This is a genomic window from Streptomyces sp. TS71-3 (assembly GCF_018327685.1).
In the GTDB taxonomy this organism is placed as follows: domain Bacteria; phylum Actinomycetota; class Actinomycetes; order Streptomycetales; family Streptomycetaceae; genus Streptomyces.
In genome coordinates, this window is record NZ_BNEL01000001.1 from 4,450,781 (window position 1) to 4,469,567 (window position 18,787).

The 18,787-nt window shown below is 74.1% G+C and carries 18 protein-coding genes; 7 read left to right on the forward strand and 11 right to left on the reverse strand.

What is annotated here, in order from left to right; translation table 11 throughout:
• Positions 1 to 331: 331 nt before the first annotated feature.
• Together Sm713_RS17970 and Sm713_RS17975 are read right to left on the reverse strand one after the other, a co-directional pair.
• Positions 332 to 1,117, reverse strand: coding sequence for an adenosylcobinamide-GDP ribazoletransferase (locus Sm713_RS17970; RefSeq protein WP_249416357.1), 786 nt, complete (start codon positions 1,115 to 1,117; stop codon positions 332 to 334).
• 398 nt (positions 1,118 to 1,515) lie between these two features.
• Positions 1,516 to 2,670, reverse strand: coding sequence for a nicotinate-nucleotide--dimethylbenzimidazole phosphoribosyltransferase (locus tag Sm713_RS17975; protein WP_212910612.1), 1,155 nt, complete (start codon positions 2,668 to 2,670; stop codon positions 1,516 to 1,518).
• Between the two features lie 431 nt (positions 2,671 to 3,101).
• On the opposite strand from Sm713_RS17975, the gene Sm713_RS17980 reads away from it, so the two are divergent.
• The gene (locus Sm713_RS17980) at positions 3,102 to 4,169 is read left to right on the forward strand and encodes a class I SAM-dependent methyltransferase (RefSeq protein ID WP_212910613.1); all 1,068 of its coding nucleotides are present in this window, start codon (positions 3,102 to 3,104) and stop codon (positions 4,167 to 4,169) included.
• Between the two features lie 28 nt (positions 4,170 to 4,197).
• Here Sm713_RS17980 and Sm713_RS17985 read toward each other — a convergent pair whose 3' ends face one another.
• Positions 4,198 to 5,466 (reverse strand): bifunctional adenosylcobinamide kinase/adenosylcobinamide-phosphate guanylyltransferase, encoded by a 1,269-nt coding sequence (locus tag Sm713_RS17985; protein WP_212910614.1) that lies wholly within the window; start codon positions 5,464 to 5,466, stop codon positions 4,198 to 4,200.
• Between the two features lie 150 nt (positions 5,467 to 5,616).
• On the opposite strand from Sm713_RS17985, the gene Sm713_RS17990 reads away from it, so the two are divergent.
• Positions 5,617 to 5,838 carry a hypothetical protein gene (locus Sm713_RS17990; RefSeq protein WP_212910615.1) on the forward strand — a complete coding sequence of 74 codons (222 nt, stop codon included), beginning with the start codon at positions 5,617 to 5,619 and terminating at the stop codon, positions 5,836 to 5,838.
• 207 nt (positions 5,839 to 6,045) lie between these two features.
• On the opposite strand, the gene Sm713_RS17995 is transcribed toward Sm713_RS17990, so the two are convergent.
• From Sm713_RS17995 to Sm713_RS18005, 3 genes are all read right to left on the reverse strand, one after another.
• Positions 6,046 to 7,197: a S1C family serine protease gene (locus Sm713_RS17995; protein ID WP_374196000.1), complete on the reverse strand. Its 1,152-nt coding sequence runs from the start codon at positions 7,195 to 7,197 to the stop codon at positions 6,046 to 6,048.
• Positions 7,198 to 7,343: 146 nt separating this feature from the next.
• Positions 7,344 to 8,045: a bifunctional 2-polyprenyl-6-hydroxyphenol methylase/3-demethylubiquinol 3-O-methyltransferase UbiG gene (locus Sm713_RS18000; protein WP_212910616.1), complete on the reverse strand. Its 702-nt coding sequence runs from the start codon at positions 8,043 to 8,045 to the stop codon at positions 7,344 to 7,346.
• Between the two features lie 116 nt (positions 8,046 to 8,161).
• The gene (locus Sm713_RS18005) at positions 8,162 to 8,755 is read right to left on the reverse strand and encodes a DUF3043 domain-containing protein (protein ID WP_212910617.1); all 594 of its coding nucleotides are present in this window, start codon (positions 8,753 to 8,755) and stop codon (positions 8,162 to 8,164) included.
• 312 nt (positions 8,756 to 9,067) lie between these two features.
• Here Sm713_RS18005 and Sm713_RS18010 point away from each other — a divergent pair, with 312 nt between their 5' ends.
• The 5 genes from Sm713_RS18010 (at position 9,068) to Sm713_RS18030 (ending at position 15,787) form a co-directional block, all read left to right on the forward strand.
• Entirely contained in the window at positions 9,068 to 9,859 is a 792-nt protein-coding gene (locus tag Sm713_RS18010; protein ID WP_212910618.1) for a PspA/IM30 family protein, read from the forward strand.
• Positions 9,860 to 9,893: 34 nt separating this feature from the next.
• Positions 9,894 to 10,172, forward strand: a complete 279-nt coding sequence (locus tag Sm713_RS18015) for a hypothetical protein (protein ID WP_212910619.1) — start codon at positions 9,894 to 9,896, stop codon at positions 10,170 to 10,172.
• An 80-nt stretch (positions 10,173 to 10,252) separates the two neighbouring features.
• Positions 10,253 to 11,584 carry a sensor histidine kinase gene (locus Sm713_RS18020; protein ID WP_249416358.1) on the forward strand — a complete coding sequence of 444 codons (1,332 nt, stop codon included), beginning with the start codon at positions 10,253 to 10,255 and terminating at the stop codon, positions 11,582 to 11,584.
• A complete protein-coding gene (locus tag Sm713_RS18025) occupies positions 11,581 to 12,261 on the forward strand; it encodes a response regulator transcription factor (RefSeq protein ID WP_212910620.1) in 681 nt (226 codons plus the stop codon). Before Sm713_RS18020 ends, Sm713_RS18025 begins: the two co-directional genes overlap by 4 nt.
• A gap of 403 nt (positions 12,262 to 12,664) precedes the next feature.
• Positions 12,665 to 15,787 (forward strand): efflux RND transporter permease subunit, encoded by a 3,123-nt coding sequence (locus tag Sm713_RS18030; RefSeq protein WP_212910621.1) that lies wholly within the window; start codon positions 12,665 to 12,667, stop codon positions 15,785 to 15,787.
• Positions 15,788 to 15,908: 121 nt separating this feature from the next.
• Here Sm713_RS18030 and Sm713_RS18035 read toward each other — a convergent pair whose 3' ends face one another.
• The 5 genes from Sm713_RS18035 to Sm713_RS18055 all read right to left on the reverse strand — a co-directional run bounded on the left by Sm713_RS18035 (position 15,909) and on the right by Sm713_RS18055 (position 18,777).
• A complete protein-coding gene (locus Sm713_RS18035) occupies positions 15,909 to 16,499 on the reverse strand; it encodes a GNAT family N-acetyltransferase (RefSeq protein ID WP_212910622.1) in 591 nt (196 codons plus the stop codon).
• A complete protein-coding gene (locus Sm713_RS40485) occupies positions 16,493 to 16,948 on the reverse strand; it encodes a hypothetical protein (protein ID WP_249416359.1) in 456 nt (151 codons plus the stop codon). The genes Sm713_RS18035 and Sm713_RS40485 overlap by 7 nt, the downstream gene beginning before the upstream one ends.
• Positions 16,949 to 17,231: 283 nt before the next feature.
• Positions 17,232 to 17,879, reverse strand: coding sequence for a hypothetical protein (locus tag Sm713_RS18045; protein WP_308293169.1), 648 nt, complete (start codon positions 17,877 to 17,879; stop codon positions 17,232 to 17,234).
• Positions 17,880 to 17,962: 83 nt separating this feature from the next.
• The gene (locus Sm713_RS18050) at positions 17,963 to 18,385 is read right to left on the reverse strand and encodes a hypothetical protein (protein ID WP_249416361.1); all 423 of its coding nucleotides are present in this window, start codon (positions 18,383 to 18,385) and stop codon (positions 17,963 to 17,965) included.
• A gap of 179 nt (positions 18,386 to 18,564) precedes the next feature.
• The gene (locus Sm713_RS18055) at positions 18,565 to 18,777 is read right to left on the reverse strand and encodes a hypothetical protein (protein WP_212910623.1); all 213 of its coding nucleotides are present in this window, start codon (positions 18,775 to 18,777) and stop codon (positions 18,565 to 18,567) included.
• Positions 18,778 to 18,787: the final 10 nt, after the last annotated feature.

Genomic DNA, 18,787 nt, shown 5'->3' on the forward strand with positions numbered 1-18,787 from the left:
CGCTCCGTGATGCCAGCCCCTGACCACAGGTTGCGCGGTCGCCGCGGTCCGGTGCCGGCCAGGCTGCCACGCCCGGCGGGATCAGGGGCCTGCGCACCCGGTCGGCCGGCCGTCCGGCGGGGGCGCGCGGGGCCCCCGGGCGGCCCGGCCCCCCGTCACCGTACGAACGCCCGGCGAGCGGCGCGCGATCCTGCCTCGCCGCGGGCGTGGGCACATACGGTCGACCGGCGACCTGCCGGAGTGGCGGGCGGGGCCGCACCGGTGGGGCGGCAGCCCGGGTGGGCGTGCGCGGCAGGCGCCGTCCGGCGGGTCCGAAGCCGTGGGCCGGACCCTAGACGGCGATGGTGAGCACGACGAGGGCGGTGGTGGCCGCGGTCTCCGCGAGGGCACCGAAGACGTCGCCCGTCACGCCGCCCAGCCGCCGCACGCAGTGCTGCCGCAGCAGCACGGCCGCACCGCAGGCCAGCAGCACCGCCAGCGCGCACCGCACGGCCCCTGCCGCCCCGAACAGCGTGCCCGCGCCCGCCGCCGCGGCCACCGTGATCGCCGCGGCGGCCAGCCCGCGTTGGGAAGGCACCGTTCCGGCGACGGCGGAGCCCAGCCCGCCCGGCCGGGCGGGCGGCACACCCGGGCGGGCCGCCAGGGTGAGGACGAGCCGCGCGGCCGTCGCGGAGAGCGCCGCGGCCACGGCGCCCTCGGCCCACGAGCGGCCGTACAGCCCGGCGAGCGCGGCCACCTGGGCGAGCAGCACGAACACCAGGGTGAGGACGCCGAAGGGGCCGATGTCCGACTTCTTCATGATGCGCAGCGCGTCCTCGGCGGGGCCGCCGCTGCCGAGCCCGTCGGCGGTGTCGGCCAGGCCGTCGAGGTGCAGTCCCCGGGTCAGCGCGGCCCCTGCGGCGACGCTCGACACGGCGGCGAGCAGCCCTCCGGAGCCCAGCACGAGCAGCACCTCGGCGACCGCCGCCGAGCACAGCCCGACGGTGAGGCCCACGATCGGCGCCCACGCCATGCCGACCCCGGCCGTGGCCCGGTCCCAGCGGGACACGGTCACGGGTATGACGGTCAGCGTCCCGAAGGCGAACCGCAGGCCGTCGCCGAGGGTGGGCGGGGGCACGGGAGCGGTGCCGGGGGCGGATGGCGTGCCGGGTTCCGGGGCGGGGGGCTCGGCGTCCGCCGGCGGGGGAGGAGGGGACGCGGCGGGAGGCGCCGGCGGGGCAGGAGGCGGGGACTGAGCGGGAGGTTCCGACGGGTCAGGAGGTGCCGGCTGAGCGGGAGGTGCCGGCTGAGCGGATTGCGCGGACGGGCCGGATTGCGCGGACGGGGCGGTGCTTCCGGCGTCCGCCATCCGCCCGCCGTCCGCGTCGGGTTCGCGATCCTCGCGCGCCGCCGGCACCGCTCCTTCCGTCCGGCCGGGTGCTGCCCCCTCCGATGGGCCGGGCGCTGCCCCCTCCGCCCGACCGGGCCCCGCCGCGGCCTGCTCGTCCCCGGGGCCGCTCGGGGCCGTCCGGCCGCTCACTCCGGGTCCGTCGCCGTGCCGCCGGCCGGGCCCGCCGCTTCCGCAGTGCCCTCGGCGGCAGTGCCGTCCTCCGTGCTCGCGTCCGCGTCGTCCCCGTCGTCCTCGGGCCCCTTGGCCGCGTAGTCGGGCAGTTCCGCCGCCAGCGCGGCGGCGGAGCGCACCAGGGGCAGGGCGAGCAGGGCGCCGACGCCCCCGCCGACCGTGACGCCGTGCTCGACCAGCGGTTCCAGGGCCATCCGGTCGAAGGCCTTGGCCTGGGCGGGCTCCCCGCTGGCGTGGCCTGGCAGCCACCAGTCCGGTGCACGGAACGCGACCCGCTGCGCCACCAGCGCGCACGCCGCCGAGACCACCCCGTCCAGGATCACCGGCGTGTGCCGCACCGCGCACTGCAACAGGAAGCCGGTCGCCGCCGCCAGGTCGGCGCCGCCGACCGCCGCCAGCAGCTCGGCCTGGTCGCCCAGGACCGGCCGGGCCCTGCGCAGCGCGTCGCGCACCGCGGCGCACTTGCGCATCCAGGCGAGGTCGTCGATGGGCGAGCCGCCGCGGCCCGTCACCACCGAGGCGTCCGTACCGCAGAGGGCGGCGATCAGCGTCGCGGCGGCCGTCGTGCCGCCCACGCTCAGATCGCCGAGCACCACCAGGTCCGTGCCGGAGTCGGCCTCCTCGTCGGCGATCGCGACGCCCGCGGCCAGCGCCGCGTCGACCTGCTCCGCGGTCAGCGCGTCCTCGACGTCGATGCGCCCGCTTCCGCGCCGTACCCGGTGGCGCACCACGTCCTCGGGCAGCGTGTCCGGGTCGCAGTCCAGCGCCATGTCCACCACGCGGACCGGCACTTCCTGGCCGCGGGCCAGCACGGAGACGGGGCTCTCGCCCGCGAGCACGGCCCGCACCAGGCGGTCCGCGGTGCCCGCCGGGCGCGCGGAGACACCCAGTTCGGCCACCCCGTGGTCGCCCGCGAAGACGATGACCTTGGGCTGCCTGATCGGCCGCACCGGCGCGGCCGACTGGGCGGCGGCCAGCCACTCGCCCAGCTCGTCGAGGCGGCCCAGCGCGTCCGGCGCCAGGTCCACCAGGGCCCGGCGATCCTCGGCATCGCGGCGCACCCCGCCGTCGGGGCGCTCGATCAGATCGGTGAAGTCGTCGAGATTCACTCAGCCTCTCCTCGGATGACGTGCGGGCCGCAGCCGCCCACCGCTCCGGCCCCCCGGCCCGGCACGGCACCCGGCCGGGGCACCGGACCGCCCGCGCCCGGCCGTCCGCCACGGCGGGCGGCGGACGGCGATCGCCGCGGCGGACGGCCCGGCACTTCCCGGCACGGCGAGCGCGCTCGTTCGCCGAACAGTACCGGCAGCGCCCCCGGCCACCCCGCGACGGCCCGTCACCCGGGGCCCGCCGGGCGCCGGGACGCGCCACCCGCGCCACGCACGACCGGGTCGTGAGCCTCATTGCACGCGACGCGCTGATCCTTTATGTTCCATTTTGTACGGAATTGTGGATTGTCGGGCGCCTCATTGCGTACCGGGGCACCGGGACACCGGAGCGCTGGCCCACCGGGCCGCCCGGCGCGGACCACGGAGGCGCCATGCACCCCACCGAACAGGCCGCGGAGCCGCACAGGGCGCATCCGACGGGGTCCGCGCCCCGCACCGGAGAACTCCAGGAGCCGCGCCGCACCGACTGCCCCTGGTGCGGCTCGCACCGGCTGCGCACCCGGCTGCGCGCCCCCGACCTGCTCCAGCACAAGGCCGGCTGCTTCGTGCTGGACCGCTGCCAGGACTGCGGCCACACCTTCCAGAACCCCGCTCTGACCGCCGCCGGACGCGAGTTCCACTGCGGCGACCTGCACGACGGCCTCGGCCCCGCGGTCGCCGAACGCCTCCTGGGCGCCCGGCACAGCCCGCGCCGGCTCCGGGACGCGGCCGGTGCGATGCTGAGCTTCGGGGAGCCGGAGAGCTGGCTCGACGTCGGCACCGGCCGGGCGCTCTTCCCCGTCGTGGCGAAGGAGGTCCACCCGTACATCGCGTTCGACGGGCTCGACACGGGCGCCGTCGTCGAACTGGCCGCCGCCGACGGCCACGTCGACGAGGCGCACCGCGGCACCCTGCCCGAACTCGCACCGGGCCTCGCGGGCCGCTACGACGCCGTGAGCATGTTCCACCACCTGGAGCACGCCCCGGACCCGCGCGCGGAACTGGCCGCCGCGCGCATCGTGCTGAGGCCCGGCGGGCACCTGCTCATCGAGACCGCGGACCCCGGCAGCCGCTTCGCGAGGCTGCTCGGCCGCTGGTGGATCTCGCACCTCCAGCCGCAGCACCTGCACCTGTTGCCGCTGCGCAACGTCCACCGCGCGCTGGAGGACCTCGGGTACACGGTGATCGTCGCCGAACGCCGCTCGGCGCATGTCCCGTACGACCTGACAGTGGCGCTGGTGCTGCTGGTCGACCGCTGCCTGCCGGGGGCCGGGGCGCCCGCCCGCCCCCGGCCGCCCGGGGCGCTGCGCCGCGCCCGCCGGGCCGTGCTCCTGCGCGTGGCGGCGCCGGCCGTCGCCACGGCGCACGCCGCCGACCGGCTGCTGGCCCCCCTGGCCCGCCGCACCCGCTTCGCCAACGCCTACCGGATCATCGCCCGGAAGGAGGGGGACCGGGGGTGAGCCCGGACGCCCGCGGGATCACGGCGCGTCAGCCGCGCAGGACCAGTGCCTGCCCCGCCACCACCAGCAGCACGTGCTCGCACTCGGCGGCGAACGCGGTGTTCAGGCGGCCCAGTTCGTCGCGGTAGCGGCGGCCGGACGCGGTGGCCGGGACGATGCCGGAACCCACCTCGTTCGAGACGGCGACGACCGTGCGCCGCGTCGCGCGCACCGCCTCCGTGAGCGCCGCGACCCGCCGCCGCAGCTCCTGCTCGCCACCCGCGGCCCACTCGGCGTCGTCCCAGGCGTCCACCTCGTCCATCACCGCCGTCAGCCACAGCGACAGGCAGTCGATGAGCAGCACCGGGCCGTCCCCGGCGAGCAGCGGCACGAGGTCGCAGGTCTCCACGGTCTCCCAGGAGGCGGGCCGCCGTTCGCGGTGCGCGCGGACGCGGGCCGCCCACTCGGCGTCGCCGGCGCGGGTGCCGCCCGTCGCCACGTACAGCACGTCGGGGAACGTCTCCAGGCGCCGCTCGGCCTCCGCCGACTTGCCCGAGCGCGCCCCGCCCAGCACCAGCGCCCGGCGCGGCACGGCGGGCAGGTCCGGCACGTCGGGCACGGCCGCCACGCCCGGCACGGTCGGGGTGCCCTGCCCGGTGCCGCCGTTGCCCATGCGGAACGTGCCCGCGGTCACCCGTGCGCCGTCCGGGACCGTCCGCGCGCCCGCGGCGGCCAGCCTGCGCCGCAGCTCCGGGCCCGGCGGGACGGTGTGGTCCAGATGGACGGCGAGCACGTCGGTGGCCGCTCCCACCGCGCCGGCGGCGCGCAACCGGGCCAGGGCGTCCGGGCGGCCCAGCACGTCGGCGAGCACCAGGTCGTACGGCGCCTGCCTGGTCGCCGGCTCCGCGGGCCCCGCGCCCGGCGGCAGGTACAGCATCCGCGAGCCGTCGCGGCCCACCACCTCGTAGCCCGTGCCGGGACGGTCCAGGGCGATGGCGCGCACCCGGTGGCCGGAGAGCAGCGCCAGCTCGCGCCCCTCCGGCACCCGGCCCGGCTCGGGAAGCTCCAAGGGCAGCTCCGCCGGGGGCCCGTGGCGCGCATGGGAGAGCAGCACCTGCCGCACGCCGGCCAGCGAGTGGCCCGCGCGGGCCGCGGTGAGCGCGAGGCCAGGGGTCAGGTCGAGCAGGAGGGTCCCGTCCACCAGCACCGCCGTCGCCGCGCGCGCGTCCTCGCCGCGCGCCGTCGCGCAGGCGGCGCACGGGCAGCCGGGGCGGGGCAGGCCGGCCGGGCCGCCGGTACCGAGCAGAGTGACTTCCACGGGAAGATCCTCCCGCGCCCCCGCACGGGCTGCGCGTCCGGCTAGGCTTCGAGCGGACCAGGGCGCCTGACCTGGCGGCTCGTGCAGCGGTGCGCAGAAGGCCGGTGCTAAGGCCGGTGCCAACAGACCGCAGAACCAAGGGAGGCTCACATGGCGGCATGGACGTGGCGGTTCGAGACGTCGGACGGGACCGCGGTGCAGCCGGCCGTCCAGCCGGAGGAGTTCACCACGCAGGGCGACGCGGAGTCGTGGCTCGGCGAGTACTTCAAGCCGCTCGCCGAGGGCGGGGCGGACCAGGCCACCCTCTTCGAGGACGACCAGAAGATCTACGGTCCGATGAGCCTGCACCCCGACGAGGCCGCCGGTTCCTGAGGGCTCCCCCGGTCGCGGTACGGCGTCCGCCCAGGGGTCACGCGCCGTCAGGCCGGTTCGGGCCCCGGTGCCGCCGGGACGGAGGGCGTTCGGTGCCGTCAGGCGGGAAGGTGTCCGGTGCCGTCAGGCCGACGGGTGTTCGGCCCCGCCGCGGGCCGATCGCGGGCCGGGTCCCGCTCCACCGGTCCCGCTCCCTCGGTCCCGCTACTACATCGTGCCGAGCCGGACGCGGGCCGTCCGCTCGTGGCCGTCCCTGACGTAGGTCACCTTCACCGTGGCCCCGGGCTTCTGGTGCGCCAGGGCCTCCGCGAGTGAGGTGACGGTGGTGATCCGGGTGCTGTCCACCCGGGTGATGGTGTCGCCCGCCCGCAGGCCCGACTTGTCCGCCGCGCCGCCCTTGTGCACGCGCACGACGGCCACCCCGTCCGGTTCGGAGTTGCGGCCGAGGACCGTGCGCGCCGAGATGCCGAGCGCCGCCCGCCCCGAGTTGGTGACCCGGCCGCTGGAGATGATCTGGCCCGCGATGGTGGTGACCGTCCGGGAGGGGATGGCGAAACCGATGCCGGGCGCCGCGCTGCCGCCCAGGTCGGGGTCGGTCGCGGCGAGCGTCGGGATGCCGATGACCTTGCCGTCCAGGCCCACCAGCGCCCCGCCGCTGTTGCCCGGGTTGATCGCGGCCGAGGTCTGCACCAGGTCCGTGATGGTCGCACCCGTGCCTCCGTCACCGCTCTCCGTGACCGTCCGCCCGGTGGCCGAGACGATCCCCTGGGTGACGCTGGACGACAGTCCGAGCGGTGACCCCATGGCCAGCACGATCTGGCCCACCCGCACCGACGTGGAGTCCCCGAACGACGCGGCCCGGAGCCCTGTGGGCACCCGGTCCAGCTTCACCACCGCGAGGTCCTGGTCGGGATAGGCGAACACCAGCTTCGCCCTCAGTGCCTGCTGGCTGTGTGCCGTGGTGACCTTGAACGACTTCTCGTCGCGGACCACATGCGCGTTGGTGACGATGTGCCCCTGCCCGTCGTACACGATCCCGGAGCCCAGCGCCCTGGTGCCCTGGATCTGTACGACCGACGGCAGCACCTGCCGGATCACCTGCTCGTACGCGGTCTGGAGGTCGGTCGCCGCGAGCGGTGCCGTCCGCCCGCCTCCGTCGGCCCCTCGGGACGCCGTCGCGGATGCCTCGGCCGTGCTCGCCCGGCCGCCCGCGGAACCGTCCACGCAGGCCCCGAGCAGCAGCGCCGCGCAGGCGCAGAGGGCCGCTGCCCGCGGCGCTCCGGCGAAACGCGCAGGACGCCTCCTCGCGTGCCGGTCCGGGTCGCCGGACACGCGGGCGCCCGCAGACATCAGATCCATGCCCGGAGTATCCCTTTCGCCCGCCCTGTCCGGCCTGCTCTGCGGTCCGTTCAGGGGGCTTCCGAGGGCTTCAGGGGGCCGTCAGCGGGGCGGGTGGGCCTGGTGCATCGGACTCACGGGCGCCGATCCGCGCACGCCGTGGCCGCTCAGCCCCGCACCCCGCACAGGTGCAGCAGCGCCGCCACGCTCCGGTAGGGATCCGTGCGCCCCGCCCGCTCCTCCGCCGCGAGCAGCGCCTCGGGCTCGGCGGGCAGCACCGCGTCGTCCGGGGCCAGATCCGTGAAGACCCGGACGCCGTACCAGGCGGTCAGGGGTGCCCCGATGCCGGCCAGCGTCGCCGTGAGGGCGTCCAGCCGGTCGGCGCGGACCCGCAGGCCGAGGCGGTTGGTGTACGTGTCCGTGCCGAACGCCGCCAGCGCGGCCGGCCAGTCCCCGGCGAGCCCGGGGCGCATCGCGAGCGCGTCGCCGTTGCGCACCAGCAGGGACAGCAGGCCGCCGGGGGCGAGCACCCGGGCGAGCCCCGCGAGCAACCCGTCCGGTTCGGCCACGTACATCAGCACGCCGTGGCAGAGCACCACGTCGAAGGCGCCGGGCAGGAAGTGCACGCCGGTGTCACGGCCGTCGCCCTCCACCAGCCGTACCCGGCGGCGGATGCCCTCGGGCTCGGCCTCCAGCGCGGAGCGGGCGGTCGCGAGCATGCCCGGGTCGCTCTCCAGGCCGGTCACCTCGTGGCCGGCCCTGGCCAGCCGCAGCGCCTGCGTGCCCTGGCCCATGCCCACGTCCAGCACCTTCAGCCGCTGCCCGACCGGGAAGCGGCTCGCGATCTGCTCGTCGAGCTGCCGGGCCACGAGCTCCTGCCGTACGGCGTTGCGCAGGCCCCCGAGGCCCTTCAGCCAGGCATCGGCGCCATCCGTGAAGCCGGCAGGGCCCGCCCCTCGGGCAAAGGCCGGACCCGGCTCCGGTCTCAGGGCCGCTCTCCTCGCTTGACCTGCGGTTTCGGCATGCGGAGCCGCCGCATCTGGAGCGAGCGCATCAGGGCGTAGGCCACCGCGCCACGGGTGGACTGGCCCGAGAACCGCTCGGCCAGGCGCCCCCGGAGCCGGACGACCGTGACGGCCGAGTCGATCACGATCAGGATGATCACGACGAGCCACAGCAGCAGCGCGATGCTCTGGAGCGAGCCCACCCGCACCATGCTGAGGATGAGGATCACCACCGCGAGCGGCAGGAAGAACTCGGCGACGTTGATCCGGGAGTCGATGAAGTCGCGCACATACCGGCGCACGGGACCCTTGTCGCGCGCCGGCAGATAGCGCTCGTCGCCGGTCGCCAGGGCCTGGCGCTGGCGCTCCATATGCTCCCGGCGCACCTCGCGCTGCCGGCGGGCGGCGTCCTTGCGGTTCACCGGGGTGTTGGCCACGCTGCGGCGCTGTGACTGCGCCTGGCTGCGCTTGGGCGTCGGCCGGCCCTTCGGGGCCTGCGGGTCACGCGGCGTCGTTGCGTCGCTCACCGGCGCCTTGGAGGCGCCGGCCTTCTCATTGGCACGGCTACGGAACACAAAGCACAAGGGTACGGGGTGCCGGGCGGAGCCATGGACGGGGGATCCGCGCAGGATACAGAGAAAAAGGGGAACGATCCGGCAACGCCGGACGTCTGTACAGGGGCAGAACGGGCGTAGCCGAGTAAACGGTCCGCCCGCCGGGGAGCCCCCGGGGGGCACCTACTCCTTACGCCGGAGCACCCGAGGTCGCAGTCGTCCTTGGGGATGACCGTATCCGCGTCGGAACAGTGCGGTAATGGATGCGGGGCCCGTACTGTGGGTTCTGCAGGAGCTGAGCCGGAGTCCGTCAGAAGGGGGCGCGCGAAGCCCATGAGCGGTGTCATGAAGCGTATGGGGATGATCTTCCGCGCGAAGGCGAACAAGGCCCTTGACCGGGCCGAGGACCCGCGCGAAACCCTCGACTACTCGTACCAGAAGCAGCTCGAGCTGCTCCAGAAGGTGCGCCGCGGCGTAGCCGACGTGGCCACCTCCCGCAAGCGCCTGGAGTTGCAGCTCGGCCAGCTCCAGGGCCAGTCGACCAAGCTTGAGGACCAGGGCCGCAAGGCCCTCGCGCTCGGCCGCGAGGACCTCGCCCGCGAGGCCCTCTCCCGCCGCGCGGCGCTCCAGCAGCAGGTCACGGACCTGGAATCCCAGCACCAGACCCTCCAGGGCGAGGAGGAGAAGCTCACCCTCGCGGCCCAGCGCCTCCAGGCCAAGGTGGACGCCTTCCGCACCAAGAAGGAGACCATCAAGGCCACCTACACCGCCGCCCAGGCCCAGACCAGGATCGGCGAGGCCTTCTCCGGCATCTCGGAGGAGATGGGCGACGTCGGCCTGGCGGTCCAGCGCGCCGAGGACAAGACCGCCCAGATGCAGGCCCGTGCCGGCGCCATCGACGAGCTGCTGGCGTCCGGCGCGCTCGACGACCCCACCGGCACGGCGAAGGACGACATCGCGGCCGAGCTGGACCGCATCAGCGGTGGGACGGACGTCGAGCTGGAGCTCCAGCGCATGAAGGCGGAGCTGTCCGGCGGCTCGCAGCAGCAGGCCATCGAGGGCGGCCAGCAGGGCGGGCAGGGCCAGCAGCAGTCGCAGGACACCCCGCGCTTCGACAAGCAGTAGGCCGCACCCCGTAGGCCACGCCGAGGAGGGCGTCATGATCGTGCGGATCATGGGAGAGGGCCAGCTGGTGCTGGCCGACAGCGTCATCGACGAGCTGAACAGGCTCGACGACGACCTGCTCGCGGAGATGGAGCGCGGTGACGGCCCCGGCTTCCGCCGGACGCTGCACGCGCTCCTCGACAAGGTCCGCGAGCTGGGGGAGTCCGTCCCCGACGACTCCCTGGAGCCCTCGGAGCTGATCCTGCCGGCTCCGGACGCCACCCTCGAAGAGGTCCGCTCCCTGCTCACCGACGACGGCCTGATCCCCGGCTGACCCCTGGCGGTGGTGCCGCGGAACGGGCGCCGCCCGCGCCCGGGACTCCGGCACCTCCCGCTCCGGCTCCAGAACACACCGTGAGACCTCTGACCGCAGCCCACGCCTGGCACCGCACGCACCCCTCGGCGCTCGACGTCTGCCTCGCCACCGGCGTCCTGATCTGCATGATCGCCGGCTCTCTCGCCGACCCCCGGGGCCCCGGCGCCGCCTTCAGGTTCGCCCACGTGCCCGACCCGTTGAGCCTGCTCCTGATGGTCCTCGGCTCCGCTGCCCTGGTCTTCCGGCGCCGCGCGCCCAAAGCCGTGCTCACCGCCACCGGGGCCGTGTCCCTCGTGGAGCTGCTCTCCGGCGAGCCGCGCACCCCCGTGGCGATGTGCGCCGTCGTCGCGCTCTTCACCGTCGCCGCCGCCACCGACCGGCCCACCACCTGGCGCGTCGGCCTGCTCACCGCCACGATCCTCACCGCCGCCGCCATGCTCGCCGGCCCCCTGCCCTGGTACGCGCAGGAGAACATCGCGATCTTCGCCTGGACCGGGATGGCCGCGGCCGCCGGCGACGCCGTGCGCAGCCGCCGCGCCTTCGTGCACGCCATCCGCGAGCGGGCCGAGCGTGCCGAGCGCACCCGCGAGGAGGAGGCCCGCCGCAGGGTCGCCGAGGAGCGGCTGCGCATCGCCCGGGACCTGCACGACGTCGTCGCCCACCACATCGCCCTGGTCAACGTCCAGGCAGGGGTCGCCGCCCATGTCATGGACAGGCGGCCCGACCAGGCCAAGGAGGCACTCGCGCACGTCCGGGAGGCCAGCCGCACCGCCCTCGGGGAGCTGCGCGCCACCGTGGGCCTGCTGCGCCAGTCCGGCGATCCCGAGGCGCCCACCGAGCCCGCGCCCGGCCTCGACCGCCTCGACGAGCTTGTCGACACCTTCCGGCACGCCGGGCTGCCCGTCCAGGTGGCCCGCGCGGACCACGGCACCGTCCTGCCCGCGGCCGTCGACCTGGCCGCCTACCGGATCCTCCAGGAGGCGCTCACCAACGTGCGCAAGCACGCCGGCGCCGGCGCCAGGGCCGAGGTCGGCGTGGTGCGCGTGGGGGACCGCCTGGAACTCACCGTCCTCGACACGCCCGCCGGCGCCGACGGCCAGGAGCCCCCGGCCGACCCCGGCGAACCCGGCGCCCACGGCCACCGCGAGCGGACCCCCCGGCCGGAGGCCGGCAGCGAGGAGGCCGAGGACGACGGCGAGGAGGCCGGAGGAGGCGGGCACGGCCTGATCGGCATGCGCGAGCGTGCCACCGCGCTCGGCGGAAGCTGCACAGCGGGCCCCCGCTACGGCGGCGGCTTCCGCGTGCATGCGATCCTGCCGGTCAAGGCCCGCACCGGCCGGGTCGGGGGGACGACAGGGGACCGGGCGTGACCATTCGCGTAGTGCTCGCCGACGACCAGGCACTCCTGCGCAGCGCCTTCAAGGTGCTGGTGGACTCCGAACCCGACATGGAAGTGGTCGGGGAGGCCTCGGACGGCGCCGAGGCGGTGGAGCTCACCCGCGAACGGCGCGCCGACGTCGTCCTCATGGACATCCGGATGCCCGGCACCGACGGACTCGCCGCCACCCGCCTGATCAGCGCCGACCCGGGGCTCGCCGACGTCCGCGTGGTGATGCTGACGACGTTCGAGGTCGACGAGTACGTGGTGCAGTCGCTGCGCGCCGGGGCCTCCGGCTTCCTCGGCAAAGGGTCGGAACCGGAGGAACTGCTGGGCGCGATCCGGGTCGCCGCCGCCGGCGACGCGCTGCTCTCGCCGGCCGCCACCAAGGGGCTGATCGCACGGTTCCTGGCCCAGCAGGACGGCCTCGACGGTCCCGACCCGGTCGGCGCGGAACGGCTCGACGCCCTCACGGGACGCGAGCGCGAGGTGCTGGTGCAGGTCGCGGGGGGCCACTCCAACGACGAGATCGCCGAGCGCCTGGCGGTCAGCCCCCTCACCGTCAAGACGCACGTCAACCGCGCCATGGCGAAGCTCGGCGCCCGCGACCGCGCCCAGCTCGTCGTGATCGCCTACGAGACCGGGCTGGTGCGGCCCAGGGTGCACTGAGGCCGGTGCGGCCCAGGGCGCGCTGAAGGGGAGCGGGACGCCCGGGCCGCGGACGTCCCGGAGCCGGAGCGTCCGGCAGGTGCCCCCGCTGAGCCGCTAGACCCAAAGGTGTAGAAGCCGTACTCCGCCCGCAGTAGGACACCGCCGAGGATCTGGACCTGGGAGCGACGAGTCCGGCCCTCCGCATGGCGGAGGGTATACGCGGGGGTTCGATTCATGACTCCGCGCCGCCGCGATCCCCCGCACGCCGGGTCCGATGTGACCGGGCACCGCGCCCTGCTCTCGGGCGCCGGGCCCGTGCGCCGGGCCGTTCGCCACAGCCGCGCCGCGGCCGGGGGACCGCCCGGCGGGGCGCCACAACCGCTTGCCACCGTCGCACGCCACAGAAGGAAGACCGTCACCCATGTCCTGGCTGTCCAGATTCAGCCTCGCGCAACGGGCGCTGATCGGGTTGATGTCGATCATCGCGATCGTGTTCGGCGCCATCGCCATCCCGCAGCTCAAGCAGCAACTGCTGCCCACCATCGAACTCCCCATGGTGTCGGTGCTCGCCCCGTACCAGGGCGCATCCCCCGACGTGGTCGACAAGCAGGTGATCGAACCGCTCGAGGACAACATCAGGGCGGTCGACGGCGTCACCGGCGTCACCTCCACGGCGAGCGAGGGCAACGCCGTCATCATGGCCCAGTTCGACTACGGCAACGACACCAAGCAGATCGTCGCCGACGTCCAGCAGGCCGTGAACCGCGCCCAGCTGCCCACCGACGTCGACCCCCAGGTCATCGCGGGATCCACCGACGACATACCCAGCGTGGTGCTCGCGGCCACCGACGACAGCATCGACCAGCAGGCGCTGGCCGACCGCCTCGACAGCACCGTCGTGCCCGCCCTGAAGAACATCGACGGCGTCGGCCGGGTCACCGTCGACGGCGTCCGGGACCTCCAGGTCACCGTCACCCCGGACGACGCGAAGCTGGCGCAGGCCGGCATCAGCCCGGCGGTCCTCGGCCAGGCCCTCCAGGCGGGCGGCGCCACCCTGCCGGGCGGCTCCTTCGACGAGGGCGGCAAGAACCGCACGGTCCAGGTCGGCGGCGGCTTCGGCTCGCTCGCGCAGATCCGGGACCTGATGGTCGGCGGCGAGGGCGTCAAGCACCCCGTGCGCCTCGGGGACGTCGCCAAGGTGCAGCAGGAGCCGGCGCCCGCCGACTCCATCACCCGCACCGACGGCAAGCCCAGCCTGTCCGTGGCGATCACCTCCGACCGGGACGGCAGCGCCGTCGCGATCTCCAAGGCGGTCCGGGACCAGCTTCCCGAGCTCCGCCGCGACCTCGGCTCCAGCGCCTCCCTCACGGTCGTCAGCGACCAGGGCCCCGCGGTCTCCAAGTCCATCAACGGCCTGACCACCGAGGGCGGGCTCGGCCTGCTCTTCGCGGTCGTCATCATCCTGTTCTTCCTGGCGTCGCTGCGCTCCACGCTGGTCACCGCCGTCTCGATCCCGCTCTCCGTGGTGCTCGCGCTGATCGTGCTGTGGACCCGGGACCTCTCGCTCAACGTGCTCACGCTCGGCGCCCTGACCATCGCGATCGGCCGCGTCGTCGACGACTCGATCGTGGTCCTGGAGAACATCAAGCGGCACATCGGCTACGGCGAGGAGCGCGCCTCCGCCATCCTCAACGCCGTCAAGGAGGTCGCCGGCGCGGTCACCGCCTCCACGCTCACCACCGTCGCCGTCTTCCTGCCGATCGGCCTGGTGGGCGGCGTGGTCGGCGAGCTGTTCGGCTCGTTCTCGCTGACCGTCACCGCCGCGCTGGTGGCCTCGCTGCTGGTCTCGCTGACGGTCGTGCCCGTGCTGTCCTACTGGTTCGTGCGCCCGCCCAAGGCGCTGCGGAACGTGGACCCGGAGCAGGCCCGGCGCACCGCGGAGGAGAAGGAGGCGCGCAGCCCGCTGCAGCGCGTCTACGTGCCGGTGCTGCGGTTCGCGACCCGCCGCCGCGTGACCAGCGTGGTCATCGCGATCCTGGTGCTGGTCGCCACGTTCGGCATGGCGCCGCTGCTGAAGACCAACTTCTTCGACCAGGGCCAGCAGCAGACCCTCTCCATCAAGCAGGAGATGGCGGTCGGCACCAGCCTGGCGGCGTCCGACACCGCCGCCAAGAAGGTTGAGAAGCTGCTCGACGGCGTCGACGGCATCAAGGACTACCAGGTCACCGTCGGCTCCTCCGGGTTCGCCGCGGCCTTCGGCGGCGGCACGGGCAGCAACCAGGCCTCGTACCAGGTCACCCTCAAGGACGACGCCGACTTCGACGCCGTGCAGAAGCGTGTCGAGGACGGCCTCCACCAGCTGACCGGCGTCGGGGAGACCACCATGAGCGCGGGCGACGGCTTCGGCAGCCAGGACCTGAGCGTGGTCGTCAAGGCGTCCGACGCCGGTGTGCTGCGCACCGCGTCCGACCAGGTCAGGACCGCCGTGGCGGGCCTGGACAACGTCACGGACGTGCAGAGCGACCTGTCGCAGTCGGTGCCCCGGATCTCGGTCAAGGCCAACGCCAAGGCGGCCGCCGCCGGCTTCAACGACACCACCCTCGGCCAGGCCGTCGCGGAGGCCGTCAACGGCACCAAGACCGGCAAGGCGACCCTCGACGACACCGAGCGGGACATCGTGATCCGCTCCGCCAAGCCCGCCACCACCCTGGACCAGCTCAAGAAGCTCCCGCTCGGTCCGGTGCGGCTCGGCGACATCGCGGACGTCAAGTCGGTGGCGGGTCCCGTCTCCATGACCCGGATCGACGGCGAGCGCGCCGCGACGATCACGGCTCGGCCGACCGGTGACAACACCGGCGCGGTCAGCGCCGCCCTGCAGTCGAAGATCAACGGCCTGGACCTGCCGAAGGGCGCCACGGCCGAGATCGGCGGCGTCTCGCAGGACCAGAGCGACGCCTTCACGTCGCTGGGCCTGGCGATGCTGGCGGCCGTCGCGATCGTCTTCATGCTGCTCGTGGCGACGTTCCGGTCCCTGGTGCAGCCGCTGATCCTGCTGGTCTCGATCCCGTTCGCGGCCACCGGCGCCATCGGCATGCTGGTACTCACCGGCACCCCGCTGGGCGTGCCCTCGCTGATCGGCATGCTGATGCTGATCGGCATCGTGGTCACCAACGCGATCGTGCTGATCGACCTGATCAACCAGTACCGCGGCAGGGGCTACAGCACGATCGAGGCGGTCATCGAGGGCGGCCGGCACCGGCTCCGCCCGATCCTGATGACGGCCCTGGCGACGATCTTCGCGCTGCTCCCGATGGCCCTCGGCGTCACCGGCGAGGGCGGCTTCATCGCCCAGCCGCTGGCGGTGGTGGTGATCGGCGGCCTGATCAGCTCGACGCTGCTGACGCTGCTGCTCGTGCCGACGCTCTACGCGATGATCGAGCTCCGCAAGGACCGGCGCCGCGCGAAGCGGGAGGCGCGCAGGGCGCGCAAGTCGGTGGACACGGAAGCGGACGAGACCCGCACCCCGGAGCCGAGCGGGGTCTGACCCCACCCACACCCTGGAGCCCCGCGACCGCAGCTGGCCGCGGGGCTCCACCGCCTGCGGTACCGACAGGCTGCTCGGCTCCGCCGCGCCGTGTCGCGGGGACGGCCCGCGTACGGGTGGGTCACTCGCCTGTCGGCGGATGTCCCCATCGGTTCGTCCGCGTGGTCGGCCAGGAGCCGGACGAGTCCGGGGTGGCCGCCGAGTGAGGTGACCAGCACGTCGCCGTACGTGGCCGCTCGCGTCGTCGAAGCTCGTACATCGTGTACGCGACGACGGCGCCCGTGCTGTCGGCGAAGTCGGCTGAGCCGATGCGGATGAATCCGGCATTGGCCAGGACCCTTCCGGACGCCGGATTATCGGGGTGGTGTTTGGCCTCGATCACGTTGACCCCGGCAGCGAACAGGATCGGGGTGAGCTGCCGGACGGCGGCGGTCGCGTATCCGTTGCCCCAGGTGTCGTCGCGCAGGATGTAGCTGACCGCGGCAGTGGCCGGGGTGCGGCGCCGGGCCTTGATGAGGCCGACCAGATCCCCGGCGGCGTCGATACCGAAGCCCCACCCGGTGGCCGGGGTCAGGTTGATGATGCGGCCTATGGTGGCGCGGGCCTGTTCGGGCGTGAAGTCGTAGCCGTGGGCGTAGCGGACGGATGCGCCGCAGCAGATCCGTTGTACAGCCGGTGCATCGTCCAGGGTGAGAGGCCGCAGGGTCACCATGCGGCGACCTCGGCCGCCGTGGGCCGCTCTGCCGGGTCGGGATTCAGACATGCCGTGACGACGTCCTCGAACTCCGGAAAAGCCCAGGGCCGGGCTTGTTCGAGCCGTACAGGGTGCCCCTTGGCGATGGCACGGAGCTTGTCCATGCGGTCGGTGCGGTCCTCGTATGCCACGGGCCGCTGGCCGGTCCAGCACCAGAACAGCGACGCGCCCAGCCCCCACACGTCCGCCTCCGGGCGTGCCTGAATGTGGGTGTCGGGGCTGGTCGTCAGGATGGCGTCGGCGATCTCGGGCGCGGTGGTGTGGGTGAGTGCTCCCCGGTAGGGCAGACGCCCGGGAGTGCCGGGGCCGCAGGCCAGGGCGTAGTCGATGACCTTCGCGGCGCCGTCATCGATGACGAGGGTGTTGGTGGGCTGTACGTCGGCGTGCGCCCACCCGGCGGCGTGCATGGCCGCAAGGTGCCCTGCCCAGGTGCGGGCGGTACGTGCGAGCGCGGCACGGAGCGCCGGGGTATCTCCGTCGGCGGAGCGCGAGGGGGCGACGGCCCGCCACAGGGGGGGGCGCCGTCGATCCAGTGGACGGCGAGCCACCGGCCGTCGTCCCACGTCCCGGAGCCGATCCGGTAGCCGGGGTCGACCGCACCGACGGCGGCCAGGCGCTGAAGAGTGCGGTCTTCCTGGCCCAGTTCGACGGCCTTGTCGCGGGCCTCGTCGGCGCCGGGCGCGTTGGCCTTCAGCGCCATGACGCGTCGGGGGGTGGTGATCTTCCAGGCACGTGAGCCGCGCCGGTCGGCGAGCAGATCGGCCGTCGCGGGACCGAACCGCTGTTGCAGGTGTTCCAGGGCTTCGGCAGGAGGGTGCGCGCCCACTGCTTGATCTCCTTCCAGTCGTGGGAGACGCCGTCGAGGACGTCCCGGCCGTCGTCGTCGGCCACGGCCAGTGCGGCGGCAAGCTCCGGGGTCCGATGCAGGAACCGGGGGTCACGGGCCTGTATGGCGGCACGTACAGGGAGAAACGACACTGGCGGCGGGGGGACCCTGCGGCCCTGCCGGTCGGTGGCGCGCTCCCCCTGCGGGAACTTGCCGAACATGACCCCGACCGGCCCGTACAGGTGCTTGAGCGCCCAATGCGGCCACTCCAGCACCGTCGAGCCTGCGCCGATGATGACGATGTTCTCGCACACGAGCGGGCCATGCGATCGGGTCATCAGCGGCCGAATCCACTCCGCCGCTTGGACCCCGGCGTAGAACACCTCTGCCTCAACGTCCGCGGCGTCCCCGGCTGCCTCGTACACCGTCCAGCCGGTCAGGCCGCGCGCGATGGACGGCGCCAGGTAGGGGCAGTGGGCGGCCACGGCTTCGCTGTAGACGTTGACGTGCACGCTTTTGGGGCTCGTGCTGCGGGCCTCAACGAGACGGAGCGCTCCGGCCGTGGGTCGGAGCGCTCTGCCGGTGTCAACGGTGGTCACCGGGTCGCGGCCTCGTGCGTCTTTGGCACGACCTCATCGCCGTCACCGTCGCCACCGATCGGCGTGCAGTCCCATTCGGCGATCGCAATGCCGGTTTCCCGGTAGAGGGACAGGGCGGCGGTGTTCACGTTGCCGTCGGCGTCCGTGAACCACAGCTCCGGCAGCGGGCCGAACATCTCCTCGTACGCGGACACCCACGAGATCGGTCCTTGCCCCTTGCACTCGGCGTGTCCGATCAGGGCGCCCGCCTGCTCGGTGCAGAAGGTGGCGTACTCGGCGGTGTTCATCATCTGGTGCCATTCGGCGTCGACGGCGCCGGAGAACATCTCGGGCGGGGCGTGGCCTTCCTCGAACCGGCGGAAGGTCACCTTGAAGAACCGTCCTAACTCGACCCGCTCCGGGGTCAGTGTGCTGTTCACAGCCGTGCTCCTATCGATCGTTTCGAGTTGTGCTACCGAATGGGCGGAACGTGCGCTTCTGGGAGTCCTCCCATGAGGGAAAGAGCGGCGTGCCCGGGCCCGGTCTTGCAAGGCTGCCGCCCCCTTCACTACTGGGGGCGGCCGGTGGCCCGGGCGACGACGAGGCCGCCTCCCGGTGATCAGGGAAGCAGCCAAGGCACGTCCCAGGTCCCGCGCCGGGACACGACGGCCAGAGAGCCCCACTCCGCGGACCACTGCCCGGTGAAGCCGCCGCCCCACCGAGGACGCAGTACCGGCTTCCCGGCCCGCACGTCCGTCACGATGCCTTCGCAACTGCGCTCGGTGTCGCGTACGAGGTCGCCGATCTGGGCGCGATTCTGTGTGTCGGTCATCGAACGGCTT